Genomic DNA, 24,336 nt, shown 5'->3' with positions numbered 1-24,336 from the left:
AAGTCATACCGTTTGGCATCGGTCAATCCCTAAACCGCCCAAATCATACATTTTTAAACCGCCATAAAACGACAATTCAAAACCGCCCTTGACAGTTAGACTAATAGTAAATTTATTTTACTAACAGTGTCGTTAGTTACAGTCCGAGTATTAACCCGTTGTTCATTATCACTCACAGTCAATATTCATACTTTAAAATATTAATTACTACATTAGCGAACCCATATTATCAATTTTAATCTTTAACGATCAAAGTACTAATCTTCGATAAAGTTTTCCAATAAAGTATTAAAGCATCATCGTAAGTAAAGAAACTATTCTTTCAATAACCAGGCTAATGGGAATAGTAGGATCACTAAGAAAAGTCCAAGCAATGGTTGAATATAGTTATTTCCGGTAGCTGGTAATTGCGAACTATTCTTGTGTTCTTGCTGATAAGTAGTCTGTGTCAGTGCACTAACCTCGTTCTTATTAATATTTCTACTTTCCACAAATCCTTTAGTCTTATTTTTCTGATTATAATTACTAGCTAACAAAGTGGTTGCTAGTTGATGGATATCGCCGAAGTTATTACCTGTAAACATTAAACGATGGTGAGGTTGCATGATAGTATTAGATGTTACCTGACCACCTGCTGTTTTTTCTACCACCTTTATCCTTCCAGCTAAAATAGCATCCCATTGGTGATTAATTGCGACTCTTTCCTCGTCAGAAAAATACTGTTGTCCGGTAAATGGATTACGATTGCTTAATCCATCAAATACCCACAAAACATACCAGTGATTAGGGCTAACTTCCTGAAATCCCATTGCAACGTGAGTAAAAATTGGATTAAGTGCATTAGCAAGGTGTTCATTAGCCCCTTCTAACTTACCATTAACCGTTGTTGCCTCGCCCCATAACATATCCTGCATCCGATTAAAGAGGTTGACTTCAGCCTCCAGCATTGTATGACCACTTAGCTTAAATAAGTTCTCCCCTACCTGGTAGCTAGTACCAGTAGCTGCCGGGGCAATTTGGGTAACCAATGATTCTGGTGGTGTCAAACCAGCTTGTCGAACATACTGACCATAACTAGTATCACTATCATCGTTCAGGATAATTCGTTCATCACCAGTATGATCATATCCATAATTAACCCGCGTTCGGTCCGCGGCTAATTTACTAACGGCATCAAACAGAGTTGGGGGAGTCATAAGATCATTAGGAGCCTGGTATTCTTTTCCCTGATAACGATATTCATCTGGAGCTGATTGCCAAGTATGACGTAAGCTATTCATCCAACGATTAGAATAATCATTCAGTTCTTTCATCTGGTCTGTTGTAAGCTGATTATTAATTTTAGCCGAATGGTCGTTAGTCCCATCGTACTGAATAATCCCTGGTGTAAATCGTTCTGGCAACTGTTCTTGGCTAGTAACAACATTCTGTTGACCGTTAAACAATCCCATTTTAGGAGTAATTGTCTGGTCAACTGCTCCTAGGCTAACTGCAGACAATTGTGGACTAGCCGCTGGCGCTAATTGGGCTACCTGTTGTCCCCTAGCACTGAGGTTCATAGATGGGGTTACTGGCTGCGACGATGACGATCCAGTAGTAGTTACTGATTCAATAGAGTAATTATCCGGTTCAGTAGCAGCCAGGCTGTCCACCGGTACGGTTAACATTAAAACCAAGCTCAAAATTAAACCGACTTTTCTATATATCCTTAGCATATTATTACCTCAACTAAAAACTGGCAATGCTAATCTGAGCATTGCCAGTTTACATTTATTTTTAACCGTTATTGATTCCGTTCCGGATAACTTGAAGTGGATCAAGCCAAGTACCATTGTTAGTAAAAGAGTAACCCAAAGCACGGTTAAAGTTATGATCACGAGTAATACCGATATGAACGTGAGCAGTATCCCGGATACCGATGACATCACCAGTACTAATTTGCTGACCTTCGTGAACTCGAATATCAGACCGGTTAGCAAATGCTTCTTGGTAAACAACCAAGTATTCACCAGTATCAACAACCGCATACCAGTCCAAACCAGCAGTGTAACCTACCAGTTTAACAGTCCCACCATGGATGGCATGAACTTCACGACCTGGGTGATCAATTGAACCAAAGTCAAGGCCATCGTGGAAGCCATTCATCCGGAATTCACCACCTGGGTGGACACCAAATAATTGAGCTCCAGAGAAGTGGCCTTCACCGTCTTGTGGGAATGGCCATGCCCAACCATCTGCCCATGAACCGTCAGAATTAAAGTTGTAGGTCTTACCATTAATTTTGTGCGTACCAGTTAACATCCAGGCATTAGTTGGATCCATGTAATACCATTTACCGTTAATCTTCTGCCAACCAGTTTCTGCCCAGGTTTCAGTTGGATTAAAGTAGTACCAGGCACTATTAATATGCTGCCAGCCCTTCAATGCCCAGGCATTGTTCTGGTCGAAGTAGTACCAAGCACCCGCTGGCGACTTGAACCAACCAGTCTTAGCAACACCCTTATTACTTGGATCGAGATAGTACCAGTTACCGGCACCAGACTTAAACCAACCGGTATCTGACCAGGTATTAGTTGGGTCAAAGTGATACCATTGGCCATCCAGCTTTTGCCAGTCTTTCAGTGCCCAAGCATTATTCTGATCGAAGTAGTACCAAGCACCCGCTGGTGACCTAAACCAACCAGTCTTAGCAACACCCTTATTACTTGGATCGAGATAGTACCAGTTACCGGCACCAGACTTAAACCAACCGGTATCTGACCAGGTATTAGTTGGGTCAAAGTGATACCATTGGCTATCTAGCTTTTGCCATTCTTTCAGTGCCCAAGCATTATTCTGATCGAAATAGTACCAAGCACCCGCTGGTGACTTGAACCAGCCAGTTTGAGCAGCACCATCTTGATTAAAGTAGTACCAGTTTTTAGCACCTGATTGGAACCATCCAGTAGTAGCATCACCATTCTCACCGAAGTAATACCACTTATTATTAACCTGCTTCCAATCATTGTTGACAAAAGTCTTGCTTGCGGAATTAAAGAAGTAAGTATGACCAGCAATCTGGTTTAATCCATCATTCAAACCAGTAGTATCAAGATCACCACTCTGTGCATTAAAGGTGTAGGTCTTGCCAGCCGTATTCATAGTAGTTTGTCGCGAACCAGTATTTTGGTCATAATACTTCAGAGTATGAGTGTTACGATCTAATACTAAACCTTTCAGCTGGTGACCTGATGATGGTTCAAAGTAGTAGTGATAACCATCAATTAGCGTATCACCGGTAGCCATTTGCACATTATTATTACTGAAGTAATATTCGTTACCATCAATATTATTCCAACCAGTATCGGCAGCACCATTGTAATTAAAATGGTACCAGTTATTATCAACGTTTTGCCAACCAGTCTTCATCGCACCGTAAGTACCATCATGATTAGTGTTGAAGTAATAAGTGTTGTTATCAACCTTTTGAAGGCCAGTCTCCATAGCGGAGTTATCCTTATTCATGTAGTACCAGTTGTTATCAACACTCTGCCAGCCAGTAACCGCTGAACCATTATTGAAGCGGTACCAGGTACTATCATTAGTAGACTCCCAACCATTCAAGCCTTGACCACTATTATCCTTCCAAATATTATTGCCATTTTGGTCTTGTTGCTTTGTGTAGCCATCGAGGTTGCCTGGAATGTTAGCAGTCGCAACTTGGTTAGTGTTACCATTAGTTCCCGTTGTTCCATTATTGTCAGTAACCTTGGTTGATTGAATATTGTTATTATTGGAAGTATCCGCATGTACATTTCTAATTTGGACACCAGCAAAAAAGCCAATTGAAACAATAGCTGCCGTCAACCATTGTTTACCGGCCTTATATAACTTAACTCTTCTTTTCGCTCTATTATGACTACTCAAAATGTCTTAATCCTCCTAAAACGATTGGGACAAGGTGTTTTTATTTTTTATAAATTCTTCTAAATTATCTTAAATTTTAACCTATTAAATAGTATAGGAGATCAAATTTTCTAAAACAACACAATCACTTAATTATTAAAAATAATGTAAAAGCTCTGTTACATAAATGTAACAGAGCTTTTCTATGCTATTTTCCCGGTTTTTTCACAAGATCTAAAGCTTTGTTAATGATCTTAGCCTTTAAAATGATCAAGCCTAATCCATAAATAACAATTCCGACACCAACTTCTAAAACCAAATTAGCAATTGTCATCTGAATTGTTTGCGATATTCGATTAACAACGATAAACATCAAAATTCCACTAAGGAAATACTTCCATACTTCTTTGAACATCAGTCGTCGTTTAATCGTATGGCGAATCATATACATCTGACTAGCCGTAACAAGAAATTCTGATCCGACTGTTGCTAATGCAGCACCGTCAGCACCCCAAAACTCAATTAAGAATAAATTAAGGAAGATGTTACTGATGGCACCGATCGTGACTGAGGTGGTGTATTCCTTGACCCGGTTAACTGGCATTAAGTATTGGGTTCCCGTAACATTACTCCAAGCAATGAACACAATAATCGGGGACTCAATAAACATGATCTCACCAGCAGGTACAAACTCACTACCCAGAAACCAGGGAGCAAACTTATGTGAGATTGCCATCAAGCCAAACATCATCGGAATTGAGATTGAGGAAACAAAATTAAAGGAAGCATACAGACTATCACGTACTCCCTTAATATCCCCTTTTGCAAACTTATTAGCAACGTGGGGAAGCATTACCGTTCCCGTAGCAGTTACGATTGCCAAGACAAACTTAACAATTTTATCAGACTGCCCAAAATTACCAAGAGCTGCTTGTGAAGACATATGTCCCAACATCAAACGATTCAAAACAAGATAAACCTGAGTGGTGATAGTTGGAATAAATAACAGTAACGAAGGATAGAAGTGCTTAAACGGATGCCACTTCTTGACACTAACCCAAATCAAATTATCACGCAGGTAAGGCCAAAGGGTTAGGTTCCCTACCAGTTGAGCACCACCCAAGATCAAAATGTAGAGGCCTAAATCCGCAGTCGACTTAACAAATGTAAAAATCAAAATGACAGAGGCAAGTCGAACTAAGGCATTTCGGACAACAGTTACCCGGAAGTTTTCCATCCCCATGAAATACCATGAAACATCAACTCCGGTAGCAATGATCCACAGACCCTGCATTAAAAAATAGTACTTAAACGTCGTACTAAAGAGAAAAACAGCTACCAAATAGGCCACTAATGAGAAAGTAATCGTCAATACCTGGAGACTTTCCACTCCCCAAAATGTTCGTGACCGTTCATATAGATCGTCACGATGGTAGGCAATTTCTCGGTTACCATATAGGGTGATTCCCATCTGCCCCATCAGGTAGAAGAAGGTAACCCAACTATTGGTATACTCGTTGATCCCCACATCATGGGCCCCAAGTACACGTGAAATATAGGGAACCGTGATCAACGGGATCAACATGTTTAATATTTGATACCCCGCATTATATAGATAATTTTTAATTACCTTCATAATTAACCATCAAACTCCTCGTTAACGGTTTTAAGGGCAGCGGCAATTACCTGATCCATATTGTAGTAACGATACTGACCCAACCGACCACCGAAGATCACATTTGGATATTGATTAGCAAGCTCGCGGTACTGAGTATAGAGCTGATTGTTTCGCTGGTTGTTAACTGGGTAGTAAGGTTCGTCACCCCGATGCCAATCAGCCGGGTATTCTCGGGTAATAACGGTCTTGTTCTTATCCCCCTTACCAAACTCAAAGTGCTTGTGTTCAATAATCCGAGTGTATGGAGTTTCAGCATCAGTATAGTTGATTACCGCATTCCCTTGATGATTATCTTCATTTAATAATTCAGTTTCAAACCGCAGGCTCCGATACTGTAATTCACCCAACTGATAATCGAAGAACTTATCGATTGTTCCAGTGAAGACAACTTTAGGATAATCCTTAAGGTACTCTTCCTTCTTGTCGAAAAAGTCTGTATTAGTCTCGACGTCAATTAGATCACTAGTCAACATCTTTTCAACAATTTGGGTATAGCCACCTTCTGGGATTCCCTGATAACGGTCATTAAAGTAGTTGTTATCATAAGTCAAGCGAACAGGCAGACGCCGGATGATGAAGGCTGGAAGTTCGGTTGCCTTTTGTCCCCATTGCTTTTCGGTATAACCCTTGATTAACTTCTCGTAGATATCACGACCAATCAGTGAGATCGCTTGCTCTTCAAGGTTTGCCGGCTTCTTACCCGCCATTTCTTGACGTTGCTCGTCAAGTTTTGCAAGGGCTTCCTTAGGAGTGGCTACCCCCCACATCTCGTTAAAGGTGTTCATGTTAAATGGGAGATTATAAATCTCACCCTTGTAGTTCGCTACTGGACTATTAGTGTAACGATTAAAATTGGCGAATTGATTAATGTATTGCCAAATCTTCGTATTTGAGGTATGAAAAATGTGGGCACCGTATTCATGAACTTGGATTCCCGCAACTTCTTTAGTGTAAACATTGCCGGCAATATGTGGCCGGCGTTCAATTACCTTCACCCGCTTACCACGTTTAGCAGCTTCATGCGCGAATGTAGCTCCGAACAAGCCAGCGCCAACAACTAAATAATCATACTTTGACATAATACTTCCCTTTCCCAATCAATTATACATTTTGGTAAACTATATAGATTTTACCAAAAATATTATTACATTATATTTCATTTTAGTTATATCTAATCAAAGATTAGATATCAAATAGCGAAATAGCATTGATGGTCCCCATCGATGGTGTTAAAATGCTAAATAGTTTGGATAATTTAGCAAGAAATCAATTCGTTAGACTTTAATTTCTTACAAATGCTATAATTATACTATTAAAAATAACTTTTGCATAGTTACGCAACAAATTTCAGTATAGGAGTTACTTAAGTTATGAAAAATATCCGACATCTGATCTTATCTAGTTCGTTAATACTAGCACTGACATTTGGATTAGCTGGTTGTTCTTCAAATAACAATTCGACAAAGTCTTCTTCATCTAAGGACCGAGTTACGAAAGTTACTAAACATAAGGCAAGTTCTTCTAATAATAAGCAGAATTCCAGCTCTAAAAAGATAAGTAAGAGCAGTTCCACAAACAGTAATAGTAGTGACAATAATGATAACGACAGTACGTCTAGTTCTTCAAATACCAGCTCAGCTAATAGTAGTAATAAGCAGAGCTCGGCAGTTACTAGCAGCAAACAAAATAACTCATCTACTAATACTAACCAAAATTCTCAACGTCAACTGGGCTTAAGTGATGTTGCTGTCTGGACTGATTCCAAGGGTGTTACCCACCATGTTGATAGTGATGGAATGGATCGCCAGACTTCACCAAACAGCCAAGGAACCACTTATGATAACTGGTCCGGTAGCTTACCAAGCAATGCACAAATTGTTCACCAAAACTAGTAATAAATCCGAGAATGTCTAAAGCATTCTCGGATTTTTCTTAACGAGGGTATATCATTATGAAACTTTATTTTATCTGTTCGCCAGTTAGCGGTAATGGCGGTATCGAAACCGTATTAGCAGACGTTATCACTCATTTGAATAATAAATACGAGATCACACTTCTTTTAACCAACGATCCCCAGAATAAGGAATGGCTAGCCCGAATTCCGCAAAACGTAACAATCCTGTATCCAAATAAAGGAAAGAATTCTGCTATTTTCTTAATGGTTCACCTGCTTCACATTCGTAATCAGGACAAGGTAATTATTTTAGGAGCTAACCTTATTAAATATGCCCACCACTTAAAAAAGCTTTTATTCAAGAAATGGCCTATCATATCGTGGATTCACTTCTCCCTTCAACATCAAGACATGTTTGATCCTCAAAATCTTTTATACGCTGATTACCACCTAGCAATTAGTTCAAGAATTAAGCAAGAAATGATTGAACTCGGTATTCCAGCGAAGAATATTTACTTAATCTACAATCCGATTTCTCTTAAAGACACAGCCATCACGCTTAATACCGATGATACACTTAGATTAATATTCATGGGTCATATCACTCTCGATGGTCAAAAAAATTTAAGGGAGCTATTTAAAGGGATAGCAGCATACCAACAAAATTATGGCAAGGTTAAAGTGGACTTATTTGGCTCAATGGATGAGGGCCCACAATGCAAGGCATATGCCAAACAATTAGGCATCACCGATTGCCTGGTCTGGCATGAATGGATGGCTAATCCTTGGCATTTTATCGTTAAAAACATCAAGGCCGATGCATTGATCCTGACCTCCAAGTTTGAGGGGTTACCAATGGTCGCCCTAGAAGCATTAAGCTATGGCTTACCATGTATTACATCACAGTTCGATGGTTTTAATGACGTTATCAAAGAAGGGGTAAACGGGTGGAGTTACCCACAAGGTAATATCACTCGGCTAGCAGATCAATTAGCACAATTGAAAAAAATCCGTTTCAAGCAAAGCACTATTAAAGACAGCATCTCACCATACTATTCCACTAATTACTACCAGGGACTTAGTAAAACAATCAAAGAAATTACAACACGACATTAATCGTAATGTAAAAAGCATTTGGGCGATGAAACACTTCTAGTAGTTCATCGCCCAAATGCTTTCGTTTTAAATAAACTTCTTAAACTTATTCAGAATTTTGCTTCGGTCTAATTCCTCTGTTCTAAAGACTGTTAAGTATTTTACCTTGTAGTTAGGATGTCCCTTCAACCAGACATTTAATAATCGCTCAGCTAAGAAGCCATATAGTCGTTGCTGATAAGGCGTATATCCAGTCATATCTGTATGCTCTCCCACTTCTGAAAGAATCTTAAAAAGCCATTCACAATATTCATCAATGTGCTTCTTAGAAGTATAGAACATATTATAAGGTGACATGAATCCTGACCCACTATGCATGGTTTCATCAAAAGCTACCAAATACTGTGGGGATAGCTTCTGAATTGCCGCACGCGTATTCTCTAAGTCTTTTATATTGTTGGCCTTGCCAAACTGATCCCAGAGATCCTTACCCCCCTCATTTTCCGGATGGGCAACAATCCAATCATACTCATTAAGCAGTGAATCTAGTCGCTCTTCACTTACCGGATGAACATGTTTCCCCATCACAAACTGATAGGCGTACATGGCGAAGCGACCACCAATGCTTCGGGAATAAAAGTAACGACGGTAGTGTGATAAACCAACGTTAGCCGCTTTAGAATTTTTCCATATCCAAAACAGCCCGGTTAGCTCACAATACTCCTTATTTTTATCTGAAATATTTTCAAGCGTATTATCAGCTAGGTAGTGATCAGGATTAGCATTGTGATTGGCACCAACCATCATAGGTAAGTAACCCTTGGGAAGGTGTTTCAAGTACTCAAATGGTTTATGGGTAATTACGTATACGGTCATTACTTATCTACCTCACACTTAAAGAATATGACGCCATGTGGCTAAAACAAATGAACAAACCATTCCCACGATTAATCCCAAAGCAGCGCCAACGAGAGCATACTTCTTAACCGAACCATGAGTGCTGCTAGTTGCATTTTCTTCACTCGCCTTGGAAAGAACCTTAATACTTCCCATTCCGTGCTGCAGTTTAGGAAGTTCCTTCTGCGCCGCTACAGCGGTTGCATTAGCAAACGCGACCGCATTTTCCTTCTTTGATGAAGTAGCCTTAATCGTCATTACTAGCGATTGTGGTTGTGATTCAGTATCAATGCTTGACTTTACTTCTTCAGGAGTTGTCGAGCGTCGTATCTTATGTGCCAGCAATTTGTAGGATCGATTAGCGATTGTTCGACCACCAACCAATTCTTTGTAAGTTGGCATCAAGGAAATATCTGCATTAACTTGGCTGTTGGCATTTTTTTGTCCACGGCTATAGTTATGATTGATTAAGATACTTCGTGTCGCAGTAAAGGTTGTCGTTTGCTTATGTTTACCATAAGCTCCTAATACTACGCCACCAACAATTGCAAAAGCAATAATTAAAACAAAATACTTAGCTACGATGTTGGCCAAGTCTTTTAAGCTGTATTCGTTCTTCTTTGGCAAGTTATTTTCCCCCTTATTTGTTCCGCCAGCAATGCCAGCAAAAATGGATTATAGGATACTTCGAGCAGGTGCTGTTCTACTGTACAGCTGAGGGTAACCACTAAGATAATGGCTACCAGCGCATATTCTTTACGAATAGTTGTACGAACCGAGATTGTCATCATAATTCCTAAAACTAAGATAAACATTATCAAGCCGGATATCATTATCAAACGCATGTAAGAAGAATCGATGTAAAAGTAATTCACACTTCCATTCTGCGATAATTTTAATCCGGCATTACCGCCATACCCATGTTCAATCACGTGTTGCCCAAACCATGTAATAGGGTAACTATCAAGTGCCATCCGCCCATAAGAGAGCCGCCCCGATAGGATATGATCAATCTTATAGAAAATCTTATTCTGATTATCAAAGAAGTACGTACCAATAAAGGTAATTATGGCAAGTAATGGTGTAATCATCCAATAAAATGATACCAATAATTGGCACATCCCACCTGGATGGTCGCTCGCCCGTTTTGCAATCATCACAATCGGAACCGTAAGAACTAAGCAAATAACACTCAATCTAGCATCCGTAACTAATTTCAAAACTAATGCTAACAATAGGTAAAACGTATAATGACGCCATCCCAATTGTTGATAGTTAAGGTAGATATTTGCTAGGACTAGGTATAAGACATGCGCCGCCAGGTCTGTTGGGTAGGTGATCCCCAATGCATACCGACTAGCACGACCTTTTACCACGAAGACAAGGTCACGAATAATACCGACACTCGAAAAAATAACCACTGATATCAATAGAATCAGGTTTATGATGAAGTACCATCTTATGATTTCCCTAAACGAAACGTTCTTCGCCGCCAAGATAAACATTATCATGACGAGAATTAAGTTTGAAGTAGACAACCGCCATGAAATAGCAGCAATTATAAACACACCACCGATCAAAAGCAGCTGCCTTACAGTGTAATTATCATAGAGCAGGATCTTCAATCCTAATAACAGGACTGCAAGATATGATATAAGGTTAAATATTTTGCTACCAATATAAGGATTAAAGGTAGTATTCCGCAAAAATGCAATACATAAATATAAAGCAAAGGTGGCTAGGTACAATTGTTGCCCAGTTATTTTATTTTCATATACCTTTTTTAATTTCGTTACCATCATTTTTTCTCTTTAATAATGTAAATTGGTCGGTTCTTAGCTTGCATATAGATACGTCCAATATAACGCCCTACAATTCCTAAGCAAAGTAACTGAACCCCACCAAGAAATAGCATTATACATACTAGTGAAGCCCAACCAAACGCACTGCTTCCAGGATCAACAAAGTACCGCACAATCACGACAATCAAACCAATCACGGCAATAATTGCTGTCAGACTCCCAAGCCAAGTGGCAAGTGACAATGGAGCCTCAGAGAAATCAGTGATCCCATCGATAGCATACTTAAACAGCTTCCAGGTCGACCAATCAGTTGTCCCGGCAACCCGTTCGACATTCTTATATGGGAGATACTTAGTTTTAAAGCCAACCCAATTAAAGATTCCCTTGGAAAATCGATTATATTCTTTTAGAGAAAGAACTGCATTAACCATCTGTCGAGTCATCATCCGGTAATCGCGTGCGCCCGACACGATTTTTGTATCCGACATGCGATTAATGACATTATAAAACTGATTACTTAGGAAGGACTTGAACTTAGCTTCTCCTTTTCGATCGGTTCGTCGCATCCCAACACAATCATATTCTCCACTAGAAATATACTTATACATAATAGGAAGATACTCTGGCGGATCTTGAAGGTCTGCATCCATAACCACTACATAATCACCGGTAGCTGCCTGAAGGCCGGCGTAAAGGCCAGCCTCCTTGCCAAAATTGCGGGAGAACGATACGTAGTGGACCCGCTCCGGATCAGCCCGGTGGAGCTTGCGCATCTCCTCTAATGAATGATCCGCGGACCCATCGTTGATAAACCAGTACTCGATCTCCACTGGCATCTTGCGAACAACCTTTTCAACCTCCGGGTAGAAGAGCGGAATCGATTCCTGCTCATTGTAGCAAGGAACAACAATTGATAGTTTTGGCATTTTATACTCCCCCTACCAGTGACCAACAACCTTCCTCTTCAGGAAGCTACTACCCTTCTTCAGCCAATTGTTGTGCTCCATAAAGACATATTTTACTTCCTTAGTTTTGTATTCTGGGTGTTGATCTAACCAAACATCTAATAATGGTTCACTTAAGAAACCATAGACACGTTGTTCGTAGGTACTGTAATTGCTGATGTCGATTCTTTTCTCAACCTCATGAAGGACATCAAACATCCACTTGCAGTACTCGTTAAGTGGTTCACGCTTCATGATAAACATGTTAAACATGTGTGCCCAGGAACGATTCATTACCTTTTCGTAAGAAGGCATGTATTCCGGGTACTGCTCAGCGATCACCTGAGTCATGACTTCTAACGGTTCATGCTCATGTGAATGTAGATAATGTGATTTAATTGTTTCAATATAGTAGCGACGTTTTTCCGGCAAAATGATGTCATAATCCTTAAGCAATTCAAGTGCCTGCTGATGGGAAAGGACGTCATCCAATGACTTCTTGTGGTTTAGGCTAAGATACCGCCGGTAGTGAACTAAGCCCATTGCGTCCAGGTCAAGGTTCTTCCATCCCCAATAGATTGCCGTAAGTTCATTATAGTAAGGATTTTGGGTAGAAATATTATCACCAGTGTTGTCACCCAGAAAACTATGATTTACATTTGGATGAATTGCCTTTCCAACAAAGACTGGTAAATAAAGGTCATCCTTAGGCATAGTATAATTTTTATGCGTTGCAACAAGTACTTTTACTTCCAATGTCCTACTCCTTTAATATGCTCCATTTGGCTTGATCATGATCTTAACGGTCTCAAACATAATCTTGAGATCCAGCCAAATTGAGCGTTCTTGAATGTATGTCAGATCTAACTTAACCATCTCAGCAAAATCAACATCGTTCCGGCCACCAACCTGCCACATTCCTGTTGCTCCAGGCTTAACCATTAGTCGTTGCTTGTCATAGTCAGTATATTCAGCGACCTCGCTAACTAGCGGCGGCCGTGGTCCCACAATGCTCATCGAGCCACCCACAATATTTACCAGTTGTGGCAACTCATCAAGACTATATTTACGAATCACCCGGCCAACCTTCGTAATCCGTGGATCGTTCTTCATCTTGAACATTGCGCCATTGACTTCGTTCTGACTCCGCAGCTTCTCTAACAGTTCATCTGCATTAGTGACCATCGAGCGAAACTTATACATCCGAAAACGGCGGCCATCCTTTCCTACCCGAATCTGAGAATAGAAAACCGGGCCCTTAGGATCATCTGCCTTAATGCAAATGGCAACAATCAGAAAGACCGGACTAAGAATAACCAGTGCTATTGATGCTGCGATAACGTCAAAAACACGTTTAATTATTCGATAAGCATACTGATGATTCAAGTATTGCTCATCAATATGAATATTATTTTCCATTTTTTCAATCTCTTAACTTAATTTTTTAGACTATATCTTATACATGATACCAACAATTCTGCCATTAGGAAAGACCTTCTTGGTGCTGGTCCAGCCATTCCTGCACCCGGTCAAGGTCAAAGCCGCGTCGAAACATTCCCTGTTTGAAGTGGCGAACCCGCTCCTGACCGGTGTAGCGCCGGTACCGCCGCCACAGCTTCTCCGCTGTTTTGTCCAGCAGTGCCGCTTGCTCGTCCGGGTCCTCTTTGGGGGTCACCTGGTCGCGGATCTGGTCAAAGATCGCGCTCGCATACCCCTTCGTCAGCAGGCCCTGGCGTACCTTCTGCTCCTGACGCATCAACGGTTGGTTATGGTAGCGGCGGAAGAGCTTCTCCGCCAATTTAGCGGCGTTGACCTGCTGCTGTTCCGGCGTGAACTGGGCCAGGGCATCATCAATATCGTTTTCACCGATCTTCTTCATCCGCAGGTGCTGGCGGATCACCCCCGGTCCCTTCAGGCTCGTGATCATAGCTGTCCGCACATAGCTGGCAGCATATTCATGGTCGTCCACCAGGTGCTGGTCGCGCAACTTCTGCAGGATTGGGCCGATGAATTGCTCCGGCGTCTCCAGGTCGTGCAGCTTTTTGAGAATGTCGCTCTCCGTCCGCAACTGGTGGGCCAGATAATCCAGTATCTTTGAATAGACCCGGGCCTGCTGGTCGGCGGTTGTAATCGCAGCAACCTGTTTTTTGTCCAGTTCCAGGCCCTTCATCAGCCGAAACTTGATCAGGACACTTTCAGCCACCGGAAAGGCATACTGGCCATCCAGGTAAACATTATAGCGGCCGTGCCTCTTTTGGGCCTCAATCTTAGTTATTTTTCCCACTTCTCAAATCTCCTTTACATTCGCCCTCCCCAAACGTCTGTATAAGTGTAAGCAGTGGCCACTACTTATCAAATACCAACAAAAAGGAGTGCTCAACATGAGTATGGAACGTCAATTCAAGTCTGCCAAGCTGCAAGTTACGATGGTCGGTGACCAGCATCCCAAGGGGGTTAACCACCTCTTCAACAACGTCACTCAACAATTCAGTAACGACCAGCTCACCAGCCTGACGGAGGCGGTTGCACTGTTGACCAACGAAAAATGCGTTGGTGTCAACGTCATCGTTACGGATCACGTCGCCCTCGCCTAAGCAAAGGAAGGTAAATCAATATGAAGTCATTAAATCTCACATTCAAGACCAACAAGGGCAAGAAACACCTGCTTAAGCTCAGCTATGCCAATAGCGACCTCGATGCCAAGACGGTTCGCCAGGCAATGGACCTCATCGCCACTTCGAACCTCTTCAAGAAGGGTGACGAGCAGCTGTGCGTCACGCCATTATCCGCCAAGTACGTCGATACGGTTGATACCGTGTTATTCAATGACGCCACTGACAAGTAAATAACGAACAAAGCGAGCAGCAACCATCCCGGTTACTGCTCCTTTTTATTATGCTGATTGTTACCCAACTGCAGCTGCCAGAAGTGTTCCCGCTCCTGCAGCTCGCCTTCGTGGGCCTCCTGGAGGGTGGCATTGAGGACCGCCCCTAACATAATGACATAGCCGGAGAAGTCCAGCCAGACCATCATGGCAATGAAGGCCCCGATCGTCCGGTATGAGATCACGCTGTGGCGGAAAATGATCGTATAGAACGAGAAGATCCGCGATAGGGCCATCCAGAGCAGCGCCGCCAAGAAGGCTCCAACCACGGCATAGCGCAGCCGGACCTTAGCATTGGGCACGAAGTAATACAGCAGGGAAAGCGCAATGAAGAGCACCCCAAAGGTCACCGGCCACCGCCAGGAGTTGAAGATATAGATGTATTCCCGCCGGAAACCGAAGATCGGCTGGATACTCTTTAAGACCTGTTCACCTAATCCGTACAGCAGGACAATCACGAAGATGATAGCCACCACCACGATCATCCAAATGAAGGAGATCACCCGGTTGCTGACGGGATTCTGGTTACGGGCCACTCCATACGCCTGGTTAACACTGCGCTGAAAGGCCGCGATTCCCTGGCTAGTTGACCAGAGAGCAATCAGGGCCCCGGTTGTCAGCAGGCCCCCGCTCCCCCGTTGCAGGAAGTCGTAGATCAACGGCTGGAGGAAGCTGTAAACCGCCACCGGTAACGCCGTCTGCAGGTAACTCAGGACGGTTTTGGCATTAAGCCCCACCATTGGCAGGAGGTTCCCAATCACCAGGACGGCTGGAAAAATCGACAATAGGGTATAGTAAGCGAGCACTGCCGCTGAGTTTGAAAGCTGGGCCATCTGAAAATGCTCCATCAGCAGTGCAATAAACCTCTTCATTTTTCCCGGCTCTTCTGTCATAGTACCCTCCCAAGATATAGAGCTATTATACCAGACCAATGGTAAAAAATAAGACCCGCTAGCAAATTGTTAGCGGGTCTTAACATAAGGATAGATCAATTAGTCTTCGCTAATCTTATTCTTCTTTGCGGAGATCTGGTAGAAGACCAGGGCAACGATTGCGAAGAAGATTGGGCCGGCGATTGTCCAGAAAGCAGTCTGCCAGTCGTGTTCCAGCATTGGTTGAACGAAGGTAAATACAATCCCGATGATCAGGATAATTTCAACGAACCATACCAAGACGTTGGTCCAGAAACGATTCTTGAAGACCACGAATGGACGGTCAATGTCCTTCTTAGCCTTGAAGAATGGGAAGGCCCCGACTAAGAACAGGTATGGGAAGCAGGTTGAAACATTGGCCATATCGGTCAGAATCGTGTAGAACTTCTGTGCGGCAGAACCACCGAAGGCTACTAAGAAGATAATGATCGAAACGATGGTTACCTGTAGCCACATAGCATTAGCAGGCATCCCAGCCTTGTTCAACTTGGTCAGCTTCTTTGGCCAGAGGTCCGGGTTGGAGCCCAGGATGAAAGCCTTGATTGGTGAGTACATCAGCACGAAGAGGGCCCCTAAGAAACCAAGGGCTTGAGCAAAGGCCACAATCCGGGTCATTACTTCCCCCCAAATCAGGGCAGTCGCGTGGGAGCAACCAAAGGCTAAGCCCAGCTTTTCACCAAGAATGTTGAAGAGAACATAGGTAGCGTTCCCCAGGTTCGTGGACCCCTTGGCGAAGTCGTGGTTGTAGTTAGCGAACCAACCGGCCATCAGGATCATGATGACGTAGGCCCCGATCGTGAAGATTGAGGCAATGATCAAACCACGTGGGAACGTCTTTTCAGGGTTCTTCATACTATCAGTAACGGAACCCAGTGATTCCATCCCCCCGTAAGCGAAGATGGCGTAGACAACGAATGAAATAATCGCAATTGGCGTCTGGAACTGTGGGTTTGGTGAAACGATCAAGTCACGCGCACCGTGGAATGGTTGGGCGATTGCACCCTTGTTAACGATTAAAACAATAATTGCTGCGATGATATAAATGATGTTAACAATCACGGTGAAGATCCCACCAAGGGAACCAACCCGGGCAATCGCGGTCATCCCCCGTGAACTGAAGTAGGTGCAGACAATCATCAGGATAATCCCAAGGACCCCAATCAATTCGGTTGAAGTCAGGCCCATGAAGTGCCATTGCTGCGTCGTATCCTTACCAAAGATCAAGGCGGAGAAAGTGATCCAAATCCGTGAAGCGGTGGAAACCATCCAGACAATCCAGGATGCTAACCAAACGAAGGTCCCGATAAAGGCCATCCGTTCACCGATTGAACCGGCCAGCCAGGAGTAAATACCACCCTTGGCATCCTTAAATGCTGAACCATATTCGGCCATCATTAAGCCACATGGGAAGAAGAAACAGATCCCGGCTAATGCGTACCAAATAATACTACCGTAGCCCATTTGCAGGTAGGCGTTAGAAACATTACCGAATCCGAAGATCGCAGTGATGATCATCGTCACCAGACCAAAGGTAGTAATCATTTTCTTTGTATTACCACTTTGTTCGTCCAATTTATAGACCTCCAAAATTTTTAACATTCTTAAATAAAAATAAGAATTCATTTAATAATTTAAGTATAGTCTTTTTTGACAAAAATAAAAGTACCCTGGGGCTATTCTAATCATCTTCTAATTCAAAATATGCATATCTGCATGCATATTTTACCGATTCTGTGCATATTCAGGTCAAAAGTGTTTATTCATGCACGCGTGTGTCTCTCAGAAAAACAATTCATTATTTGTGTATTATGCAAATCATCATGAAAAAAAGCTGCTAAAATGAGAAAGCCATTAGTTGCTTAATTTTATTTTGTCAATTCACCGATAAATCACCAAATAGCAACGTCGATTTTTTCAAAAGCTTACTTGAATATTTGGTTTAGAAAGGCAATTTATGAAATTATGTATAAAAAGGGAGTATCCATGTTCAGACACTCCCTCTTTTAGTTAGATTACTTAAATTGTTCAGCCACTTCACGGGCGATCTTGCCGTAGTGTTCCAAGTACTTGGCGTAGTTATCATCGTACATGTACTTGGCATCGGCCTCAGGGTCCTGAGAAGTCAGGATCTTAGGACCATCGTTGGTGATGACCAAAGTATGTTCGTATTGACAGGACCAGCCGCCATCGGCCGTCTTAGCCAGCCAGCCGCTCGGGTCGCTGGTATCTGCTTCCCAAGTGCCGGTGTTGATCATTGGTTCAACCGTGATCGTCATGCCGTTGCGCAGACGCAATCCCTGACCGTGTTCACCGTAGTGCGGTACCATGGGGTCTTCGTGCATCGTGGGCTGGATCCCGTGACCGACGAATTCCCGCACGTCACCGTAGCCGTTCTCGTCTTCAGTGTAGTGCTGGATGACGGCACCAATATCGCCGATCCGGTTGCCAGGAACACACTGGTCAATCCCCATGAAAAGGGCCTTCTTGGTAACATCCATCAGCTTGGCAATCTCTGGCTTAACTTCGCCAACCGCGTAGGACCAGCAAGAGTCACTGAAGAAGCCATCCACACTGACCACGGTGTCGACCTTAACCAGGTCACCCTTCTTCAGGATCAGCTTCTTACGTGGGAAACCGTGACAGATTTCATCGTTGACACTGACACAGGTAGCGTACTTGTAACCTTCAAAACCGATCTGTTCAGCCTTGGCACCGGCAGCCTTGAAGTACTTACGGGCAAACTCTTCAATCTTCCAGCTGGACATCCCCGGCCGAATAAACTCACGAATTCCGAGGTGCATTCCCGCTAATGCGGCCCCGGCCTTTTCCATCGCTTCAATTTCACGAGGTGATTTTAACGTAATCATTCTTTATAATATGTCTCCTTTTTTGACATTTCTATCTTTAATAGTATACCACTTGTTCCCCCGTTCTGGCCAAACCATGCTATACTATGAAACTGTTATAATTAAGGAAAAATCATCTATGGAGGAATTATCAATGAAAGCTCTTGTGGTCTATGCGACAATCACCGGTAACAACGAGGACGTGGCCGACATCATCACCGACGCCCTGGAAGACCTGGACGTCGATGTCGAGAAAACCGAAATAACGATGGCTGACCCCGCCGACTTCAACGATGCCGATATCTGCGTCATCTGCCCATACACTTACGATGAAGGGGCCCTGCCGGAAGAAGGACTCGACTTCTACGACGACCTGCAGGAAGAACACCTCGATGGTAAGGTCTACGGGGTGGCCGGTTCCGGCGACACCTTCTACGGTGACGACTTCTGCGTGGCCGTGGATAAGTTCGGTGAGGCCCTGGCCAAGGCCGGCGCAAGCAAGGGGGCCGAGAACGTCCACATCAACCTGGCACCAGATGAAGATGACATCAAGAAGCTGGATGCCTTTGCCAAGCAACTCGTAGAAAAGGCGGGGCAAGCTAATGAGTAAGCTCGTCGACCTTTTCAACAAGTACCGCTCAATCATTGCCTACCTCTTCTGGGGCGTTGTCACTACGGTCGTCAACATCGGGGTCTTCCAGTTCCTCAGTTCCGGGGCCCATTGGAACTACCAGCTGGCCAATGTGATTGCTTGGTTCTTGTCGGTGCTTGTCGCCTACTTCACCAACAAGGTCTGGGTCTTCGGTTCCCACTATTCAACCATGAAGGCTTTCGTTAAGGAGTTCTTCTGGTTCTACTTCTACCGGGGCCTGACCCTGATCATGGACGTGATCATCATGTACGTCGGGATCAGCCTGCTGAAGTTTGACTCCCCGATTCAACAGCTGGTCGTCAAGATCATCGATAACATCGTCGTGGTGATTACCAACTACATCTTTTCAAAGTGGCTGATCTTCCATGATAACCGGGACATTGTCGATCGTAGTGCGGATAAGAAATAATCATAGATTGAAAAGCGGCTGGAGAGTGCTTCCTCTTCAGCCGTTTTTCGTTACTTATTCTTGAGATAGTCTTCAATGATCCTGAGAATGTAGGTGCTGGCGTGCCCATCCCCAAACGGATTCGGCGCCGTGACCATCTTCTGGTAGGCATGGTTGTCATGCAATAATTCAAAGACCGCCTGCTGAATGCTGGTTGGGTCGGTCCCGACGATCCGGACCGCTCCTACGTCGACAGCTTCTTGCCGCTCCGTCTTTTCCCGCAGGAGGAGCACCGGCTTGTGCAGCGCCGGGGCCTCCTCCTGGATGGTTCCCGAATCGGTGATAATCAGGGTGCTGCGGGCTGCGATGTTCAGAAAGTCATCGTGCGGCAGCGGTTGGATCAGGTGGATCCGCTCCCGCTCACCGAGGATCGCATCGGCCAGACTCATGACCTCCGGATCCGATGCCAGTGGGCAGATCAGCTCGACATCGGGGTTAGTCTCTACGATATCCCGGACCGTGTGGAAAACCTGCTGCATCGGCTCGCCAATATTTTCCCGCCGGCTCATTGTCAAGATGATCAGACGGTGGTTAGCTGGCAGGCGGTCAAGCAGGTCACTGTGAAAGTCCGGCGTGAGGGCCCCCTTCACCGCATCAATGGACGTATTCCCCGTGACGTAAATCTGCTCAGCAGGATGAGCCTCCTTCAGCAGGTTATCCCGCGCCCGTGTCGTCGGGGCAAAGTAGAGGTCGGCCAGGTCATCGGTCAGGCGGCGGTGAATCTCATCGGGAAACGGCGACTCCTTGTCATAGGTCCGCAGCCCTGCCTCGACGTGGCCCAGCGGCAGGTGCTGGTAGAAGCAGACCAGGCTGGCGGCCAGGCTGGTCGTCCGGTCCCCCGCCACCAGCACCATGTCCGGCTGACTGGCGTGCATCACGTTGTTCAGGTTGTGGAGAAGCTTGCTGAGCTGTTCGACCAGGTCATATTCCGGCCCGCCCGCAACATCGAGGTTGAAGTCAGAGGTGATGGCCAGCCGGTCAAGTGCCTGCCGTAGCTGCGGTTGGTTCTGCCGCTGGGCAGTCGTCACCACGGTCAACTGCCAGGTATCCGGCGCGGCTTGCAGTTGTTCAATCACCGGCGCCAGTTTCAGCGCTTCTGCCCGTGTCCCAAATAACGACATAATCTTATACGGCCTTTGCACGACAACCTCCCCTTCATAATATTAACTATCCAGATGATACATAAAACCGTGTCGGAATGATTCGACACGGTTCACACAGATGATCCCATCCGGGCTTGAACCGGAATCGACCGCTTAGGAGGCGGATGTACTATCCAATTATACTATGGGACCAAACAAAGAATATTATCGCATTTTCTTTTAGGAAGGTAAAGGCGGTAATATTCTTTTTATTTACTTGCCAGCGTTCTTGCGCCGGTGCTTGAGCCGGATGCCCTTGTTCTTCCGGTTCTTCTTGTGGTGCTTGCGATGGGGCTTGCTGAAGCTGGACAGAGTCTTATGAACCTGTTTCTGAACACTGCCATCGTCGTGCTGCGCTTCCTGCAACCGGTGACTGGCCTGCTTGCCGAGCGAAACCACCTTTTGGCCAGCAACCGGCTTCTGATCCGTCAACTGGTCATTGCTGATGTACATCCGAACCAGCTGGGCGTCGGTGTCCTTCAGCAGCTTCTTGAGATCACGAATATCGTGGTCATCACCGAGGTTCAAAACGACCCCTGGCTCACCCTGCCGCCCGGTTCGTCCGGCACGGTGAATGTAGGTATTCGTCTTCTTCGGCAGGTCAAAGTTGATGATCCCCGGCAGCTTTGGGATATCTAGCCCCCGGGCCGCCAAGTCAGTGGTCAGCAGAAGTTTCAGCTGGCGCTTGCGGAACATCCGCATGGCCTTCTCCCGCTGCACCTGCCGTTGCCGTCCCCCCAGGGTACCGACCGCAACATGTTCGTGGCGCAACCGGCTCGCCGCATAGTTCAGCGTCCGGGTGCTATTGAAGAAGACCAAGGCGCGGAAGTCCTTGACACTGGCCAACCGGCGCAGGGTGGCAGTCTTTTGCTGGTTGGTCCGGGCGGTCAGGTAACCGTGCTTGACCGGGCCCCGCGAATGGTCCGTATTGCGAACGTCGAAGGTCACAATGTCCCGGCCAAACAGGACGTCAAGGTCATCAAAGACCGGCGCCTTAGTGGCGGAGAAGAAAGCCAGCTGGGTGCTGAGCGGGGTAGCTCGTTCGATGTCCTCGACCACGGCCTGGGTGTCGTCCTGCAGGAGGTCGTCCGCCTCGTCAATTACCAGGGTCTGCAGGTGGCCGAGCTTCAAATGGTGGTTATCCAGCATGTGGAGAACCCGGCCGGGCGTCCCCACGACGACATCGGGGTGCTCATGCAGCTTCATCACCTGGCGACGGAGGTTAGCGCCCCCGGTCAGCGATTGAACCTTCACGCCAATCAGGGTGGCCCATTCCCGCATTACCCGTGCCGTCTGCAGAGCCAGCTCCTGGGATGGCGACAGGACCAGCAACTGGGTACCGGTCCCCGGCATCACCTTGGGAAGCAGCGGCAGCGTAAAGGCCAGGGTCTTACCGGAACCGGTCGGGGCGATCCCGAGAACGGACTTATCGTTTTCGAGGGCCTCAGCCACCGCGGACTGAATCGCCGTTGGTTCTTGGTAGCGTTCATTAAAGTGTTCTTGAAATTGTTTGATCAATTAAACATCATCCTATTCCTGATCATTATCAGCTGGGAAAACAAGGTTAGCAGACTGCCGCATTGAGTACATTACGGAGTTGACCGTCCGAGCCAGGTCCATCCAGTGGTTGTACTTCTTCATCTCTTCCTCGTCATCCGGGTTGTTGAAGAGGTCGGCGAAGTCGTTCATCTCGTCGGTCATTGAGTTCTTCTCAACTGGGGCGTCCAACGGGTGCGCCTGCTGGTCGGCATCGTAGTAGGTAACCTTCTTGGTGTCGAAGATGCTGTCGAAGACCAGGGTGTCCTTAAGACCGTAAACCTCAGAATCGAGGTGGGAGTTAGCGGTCTTTCCAAAGTTCAGGGTAACGGAGAAGTCCTTGTAGTTCAGGATGGCGACACCCTTGGCATCAACACCAGTCTTGGCCAGGGTCGGGTAGTAAACAACCGTGGATGGTTCACCGAACAGGGTCACCGCACCGTAAACTGCGTATACCCCGAGGTCCATCAGGGCACCACCGGCAAACTTCAGCGTGAAGATGTTCGGATATGGCTTATCATCTGCTAAGACCTTGTCGTAACGGGATGAGTACTTCATCACGGTGATCGTCCCACCCTGGCAGTGGTTCTTCTTCATCTCTTCGGCCTTGGCAAGAGCCTGCTTGTAGAGCGGCGTGTGGATATGCCGAGCGGCTTCGACCAGCCGGGCCTTCGGGTGAGCGGCCAGCAGGGATTCAATGGCACTGAATTCGTCCGGGTTAACGAAGGCCGGCTTTTCAACGATGATGAACTTGTCGTTTTCAATTGCTAAACGAACCTGCTGGTAGTGCAGGCTGTTTGGGGAGGCAACGTAAACCACGTCGAAGTCCCCTTCTTCAAAGAACTTGTTCAGGTCATCGTAAAATTCGGTGGCGCCGTATGGTTCACCAAATTCTTTGGCCCGGGCCATCGTCCGCGAATAAACTGTCGTCAATTGGTACTTACCAGTTGTCTTGGCGGCATCTAACATCTGATCAGTAATAATGTGTGTTCCAATAATTCCGAGTTTAAGCATCTTTTTGTCTCCTTTTTATATTTAATGATGAATGACCGGAAGTCCCGTAACTTCGGTCATGGTCCCATTCAAGCTCTATAAGGAGCTATTTTCAGGTTTTTGATTCTTGATATAATTTAAGTATATCAAGGAAAGAGGTGAAATTAAATGAAGTCAATGGCAAAACTGCAATATCATTATGGTCTCAAGATGCGATGTTATCCCAGTGACCGACAAAAGCAGTTAATTAAGGTTAACAGTGACGCTAGTCGTTTTGTCTACAATGAAATGGTTGCAATTGGTAAAGAACTTGTACAGCTTAGAAGAGTTAAGCTGCCAATTGATATAGTACAGGATCGCATTAGGCAACTAACATTGCGGCAAAATGCTAAACAAATGGCCAACCATTATCAATTTTTAGAAGACTGGCGAATCGATAGTTTAACTAAGGCAAATGCTATTCAGAACTACCGGAAGGCTTGAAATGCCTTCCGAAAAGTGCATTCCGCTGGTGTCCCTAAATTTCATCGGAAGAGCTACCGTTGGCGCTATCAAACCAATTGCCAGTATTCTGGGCAAAAAAACGCTTTGTTGACTAACGGTACAGTCTGCTTTTTAGATCATCGTCACGGTCAACCACCACGCCCTAAAGGACGTGGCTTGTGAGCAAACACCCTTCTGATGAGTGCTTGAACCACAATTTGCATA

23 protein-coding genes, 1 tRNA gene and 1 pseudogene are annotated in these 24,336 nt (G+C 45.0%); 7 read left to right on the top strand and 18 right to left on the bottom strand.

The genetic code is table 11. The annotated features are described in order from the left end of the window. Positions 1–314: 314 nt before the first annotated feature. From QOS10_RS05765 to glf, 4 genes are all read right to left on the bottom strand, one after another. Positions 315–1,667 (bottom strand): hypothetical protein, encoded by a 1,353-nt coding sequence (locus tag QOS10_RS05765; protein ID WP_283594367.1) that lies wholly within the window; start codon positions 1,665–1,667, stop codon positions 315–317. A gap of 109 nt (positions 1,668–1,776) precedes the next feature. Next, positions 1,777–3,906 carry a KxYKxGKxW signal peptide domain-containing protein gene (locus tag QOS10_RS05760; protein WP_283594366.1) on the bottom strand — a complete coding sequence of 710 codons (2,130 nt, stop codon included), beginning with the start codon at positions 3,904–3,906 and terminating at the stop codon, positions 1,777–1,779. A gap of 187 nt (positions 3,907–4,093) precedes the next feature. After that, positions 4,094–5,521 carry a flippase gene (locus QOS10_RS05755; protein ID WP_283594364.1) on the bottom strand — a complete coding sequence of 476 codons (1,428 nt, stop codon included), beginning with the start codon at positions 5,519–5,521 and terminating at the stop codon, positions 4,094–4,096. A 2-nt stretch (positions 5,522–5,523) separates the two neighbouring features. Beyond that, the gene (gene glf / locus QOS10_RS05750; protein WP_283594361.1) at positions 5,524–6,642 is read right to left on the bottom strand and encodes a UDP-galactopyranose mutase; all 1,119 of its coding nucleotides are present in this window, start codon (positions 6,640–6,642) and stop codon (positions 5,524–5,526) included. A 291-nt stretch (positions 6,643–6,933) separates the two neighbouring features. Here glf and QOS10_RS05745 point away from each other — a divergent pair, with 291 nt between their 5' ends. Further along, on the top strand, positions 6,934–7,455 hold the full coding sequence (locus tag QOS10_RS05745) for a hypothetical protein (protein ID WP_283594359.1): 522 nt from the start codon (positions 6,934–6,936) through the stop codon (positions 7,453–7,455). A gap of 59 nt (positions 7,456–7,514) precedes the next feature. Further along, positions 7,515–8,573: a glycosyltransferase gene (locus tag QOS10_RS05740; protein ID WP_283594358.1), complete on the top strand. Its 1,059-nt coding sequence runs from the start codon at positions 7,515–7,517 to the stop codon at positions 8,571–8,573. A gap of 66 nt (positions 8,574–8,639) precedes the next feature. Here the strand turns inward: QOS10_RS05740 and QOS10_RS05735 are convergent, their stop codons facing one another. From QOS10_RS05735 to recX, 7 genes are all read right to left on the bottom strand, one after another. Then, positions 8,640–9,428: a DUF4422 domain-containing protein gene (locus tag QOS10_RS05735; RefSeq protein ID WP_283594357.1), complete on the bottom strand. Its 789-nt coding sequence runs from the start codon at positions 9,426–9,428 to the stop codon at positions 8,640–8,642. Positions 9,429–9,446: 18 nt separating this feature from the next. After that, complete coding sequence (locus tag QOS10_RS05730) at positions 9,447–10,076, bottom strand: YveK family protein (protein WP_283594356.1); 630 nt, start codon at positions 10,074–10,076, stop codon at positions 9,447–9,449. Further along, a complete protein-coding gene (locus tag QOS10_RS05725; RefSeq protein ID WP_283594354.1) occupies positions 10,049–11,248 on the bottom strand; it encodes a polymerase in 1,200 nt (399 codons plus the stop codon). Before QOS10_RS05725 ends, QOS10_RS05730 begins: the two co-directional genes overlap by 28 nt. Then, positions 11,248–12,177, bottom strand: coding sequence for a glycosyltransferase family 2 protein (locus QOS10_RS05720; protein WP_283594353.1), 930 nt, complete (start codon positions 12,175–12,177; stop codon positions 11,248–11,250). Before QOS10_RS05720 ends, QOS10_RS05725 begins: the two co-directional genes overlap by 1 nt. A gap of 12 nt (positions 12,178–12,189) precedes the next feature. Further along, the gene (locus QOS10_RS05715) at positions 12,190–12,951 is read right to left on the bottom strand and encodes a DUF4422 domain-containing protein (protein WP_283594352.1); all 762 of its coding nucleotides are present in this window, start codon (positions 12,949–12,951) and stop codon (positions 12,190–12,192) included. A 12-nt stretch (positions 12,952–12,963) separates the two neighbouring features. Next, a complete protein-coding gene (locus QOS10_RS05710; RefSeq protein ID WP_283594350.1) occupies positions 12,964–13,614 on the bottom strand; it encodes a sugar transferase in 651 nt (216 codons plus the stop codon). Between the two features lie 64 nt (positions 13,615–13,678). Next, positions 13,679–14,479 carry a recombination regulator RecX gene (gene recX, locus QOS10_RS05705; protein WP_283594348.1) on the bottom strand — a complete coding sequence of 267 codons (801 nt, stop codon included), beginning with the start codon at positions 14,477–14,479 and terminating at the stop codon, positions 13,679–13,681. A 97-nt stretch (positions 14,480–14,576) separates the two neighbouring features. Here recX and QOS10_RS05700 point away from each other — a divergent pair, with 97 nt between their 5' ends. Beyond that, a complete protein-coding gene (locus QOS10_RS05700) occupies positions 14,577–14,789 on the top strand; it encodes a DUF1659 domain-containing protein (protein WP_283594347.1) in 213 nt (70 codons plus the stop codon). Positions 14,790–14,809: 20 nt separating this feature from the next. Further along, complete coding sequence (locus QOS10_RS05695; RefSeq protein ID WP_283594346.1) at positions 14,810–15,040, top strand: DUF2922 domain-containing protein; 231 nt, start codon at positions 14,810–14,812, stop codon at positions 15,038–15,040. A gap of 32 nt (positions 15,041–15,072) precedes the next feature. Here the strand turns inward: QOS10_RS05695 and QOS10_RS05690 are convergent, their stop codons facing one another. The 3 genes from QOS10_RS05690 to map all read right to left on the bottom strand — a co-directional run bounded on the left by QOS10_RS05690 (position 15,073) and on the right by map (position 18,878). Continuing rightward, complete coding sequence (locus QOS10_RS05690) at positions 15,073–15,972, bottom strand: YihY/virulence factor BrkB family protein (protein WP_283594345.1); 900 nt, start codon at positions 15,970–15,972, stop codon at positions 15,073–15,075. Between the two features lie 99 nt (positions 15,973–16,071). Further along, complete coding sequence (gene yjeM, locus QOS10_RS05685) at positions 16,072–17,583, bottom strand: glutamate/gamma-aminobutyrate family transporter YjeM (protein WP_283594342.1); 1,512 nt, start codon at positions 17,581–17,583, stop codon at positions 16,072–16,074. Between the two features lie 440 nt (positions 17,584–18,023). Then, positions 18,024–18,878, bottom strand: a complete 855-nt coding sequence (gene map, locus QOS10_RS05680) for a type I methionyl aminopeptidase (protein WP_283594340.1) — start codon at positions 18,876–18,878, stop codon at positions 18,024–18,026. Positions 18,879–19,011: 133 nt separating this feature from the next. Between map and QOS10_RS05675 the strand changes: the two genes are divergently transcribed. After that, positions 19,012–19,467, top strand: a complete 456-nt coding sequence (locus QOS10_RS05675) for a flavodoxin (protein WP_283594338.1) — start codon at positions 19,012–19,014, stop codon at positions 19,465–19,467. Then, positions 19,460–19,918 (top strand): GtrA family protein, encoded by a 459-nt coding sequence (locus QOS10_RS05670; protein ID WP_283594336.1) that lies wholly within the window; start codon positions 19,460–19,462, stop codon positions 19,916–19,918. Before QOS10_RS05675 ends, QOS10_RS05670 begins: the two co-directional genes overlap by 8 nt. Positions 19,919–19,968: 50 nt before the next feature. Here QOS10_RS05670 and wecB read toward each other — a convergent pair whose 3' ends face one another. The 4 genes from wecB to QOS10_RS05650 form a co-directional block, all read right to left on the bottom strand. Next, a complete protein-coding gene (gene wecB, locus QOS10_RS05665; RefSeq protein ID WP_283594333.1) occupies positions 19,969–21,099 on the bottom strand; it encodes a non-hydrolyzing UDP-N-acetylglucosamine 2-epimerase in 1,131 nt (376 codons plus the stop codon). A gap of 80 nt (positions 21,100–21,179) precedes the next feature. Further along, a tRNA-Arg gene (locus QOS10_RS05660) sits at positions 21,180–21,252 on the bottom strand. A gap of 60 nt (positions 21,253–21,312) precedes the next feature. Next, a complete protein-coding gene (locus tag QOS10_RS05655) occupies positions 21,313–22,617 on the bottom strand; it encodes a DEAD/DEAH box helicase (protein WP_283594332.1) in 1,305 nt (434 codons plus the stop codon). 12 nt (positions 22,618–22,629) lie between these two features. Continuing rightward, a complete protein-coding gene (locus tag QOS10_RS05650) occupies positions 22,630–23,649 on the bottom strand; it encodes a Gfo/Idh/MocA family protein (protein WP_283594331.1) in 1,020 nt (339 codons plus the stop codon). A 147-nt stretch (positions 23,650–23,796) separates the two neighbouring features. On the opposite strand from QOS10_RS05650, the pseudogene QOS10_RS05645 reads away from it, so the two are divergent. Then, a pseudogene (locus QOS10_RS05645) lies at positions 23,797–24,273 on the top strand (helix-turn-helix domain-containing protein); the annotation flags it as partial. Between the last annotated feature and the right edge of the window lie 63 nt (positions 24,274–24,336).

It is taken from the genome of Limosilactobacillus galli (assembly GCF_947381495.1).
In the GTDB taxonomy this organism is placed as follows: domain Bacteria; phylum Bacillota; class Bacilli; order Lactobacillales; family Lactobacillaceae; genus Limosilactobacillus; species Limosilactobacillus galli.
The sequence above is the reverse complement of the archived record's forward strand: the minus strand, read 5'-3'. Positions and strand labels throughout refer to the sequence as shown.

Bases quoted from the DNA above. Each gene is read 5' to 3' on its own strand.
- QOS10_RS05735 (WP_283594357.1), bottom strand. From the start codon at position 9,428: ATGACCGTATACGTAATTACCCATAAACCATTTGAGTACTTGAAACAC.
- QOS10_RS05765 (WP_283594367.1), bottom strand. From the start codon at position 1,667: ATGTTAACCGTACCGGTGGACAGCCTGGCTGCTACTGAACCGGATAAT.
- QOS10_RS05740 (WP_283594358.1), top strand. From the start codon at position 7,515: ATGAAACTTTATTTTATCTGTTCGCCAGTTAGCGGTAATGGCGGTATC.
- QOS10_RS05690 (WP_283594345.1), bottom strand. From the start codon at position 15,972: ATGACAGAAGAGCCGGGAAAAATGAAGAGGTTTATTGCACTGCTGATG.
- QOS10_RS05755 (WP_283594364.1), bottom strand. From the start codon at position 5,521: ATGAAGGTAATTAAAAATTATCTATATAATGCGGGGTATCAAATATTA.
- QOS10_RS05710 (WP_283594350.1), bottom strand. From the start codon at position 13,614: ATGGAAAATAATATTCATATTGATGAGCAATACTTGAATCATCAGTAT.
- QOS10_RS05720 (WP_283594353.1), bottom strand. From the start codon at position 12,177: ATGCCAAAACTATCAATTGTTGTTCCTTGCTACAATGAGCAGGAATCG.
- QOS10_RS05725 (WP_283594354.1), bottom strand. From the start codon at position 11,248: ATGGTAACGAAATTAAAAAAGGTATATGAAAATAAAATAACTGGGCAA.
- QOS10_RS05695 (WP_283594346.1), top strand. From the start codon at position 14,810: ATGAAGTCATTAAATCTCACATTCAAGACCAACAAGGGCAAGAAACAC.
- QOS10_RS05650 (WP_283594331.1), bottom strand. From the start codon at position 23,649: ATGCTTAAACTCGGAATTATTGGAACACACATTATTACTGATCAGATG.
- map (WP_283594340.1), bottom strand. From the start codon at position 18,878: ATGATTACGTTAAAATCACCTCGTGAAATTGAAGCGATGGAAAAGGCC.
- glf (WP_283594361.1), bottom strand. From the start codon at position 6,642: ATGTCAAAGTATGATTATTTAGTTGTTGGCGCTGGCTTGTTCGGAGCT.
- QOS10_RS05675 (WP_283594338.1), top strand. From the start codon at position 19,012: ATGAAAGCTCTTGTGGTCTATGCGACAATCACCGGTAACAACGAGGAC.
- QOS10_RS05670 (WP_283594336.1), top strand. From the start codon at position 19,460: ATGAGTAAGCTCGTCGACCTTTTCAACAAGTACCGCTCAATCATTGCC.
- QOS10_RS05745 (WP_283594359.1), top strand. From the start codon at position 6,934: ATGAAAAATATCCGACATCTGATCTTATCTAGTTCGTTAATACTAGCA.
- QOS10_RS05700 (WP_283594347.1), top strand. From the start codon at position 14,577: ATGAGTATGGAACGTCAATTCAAGTCTGCCAAGCTGCAAGTTACGATG.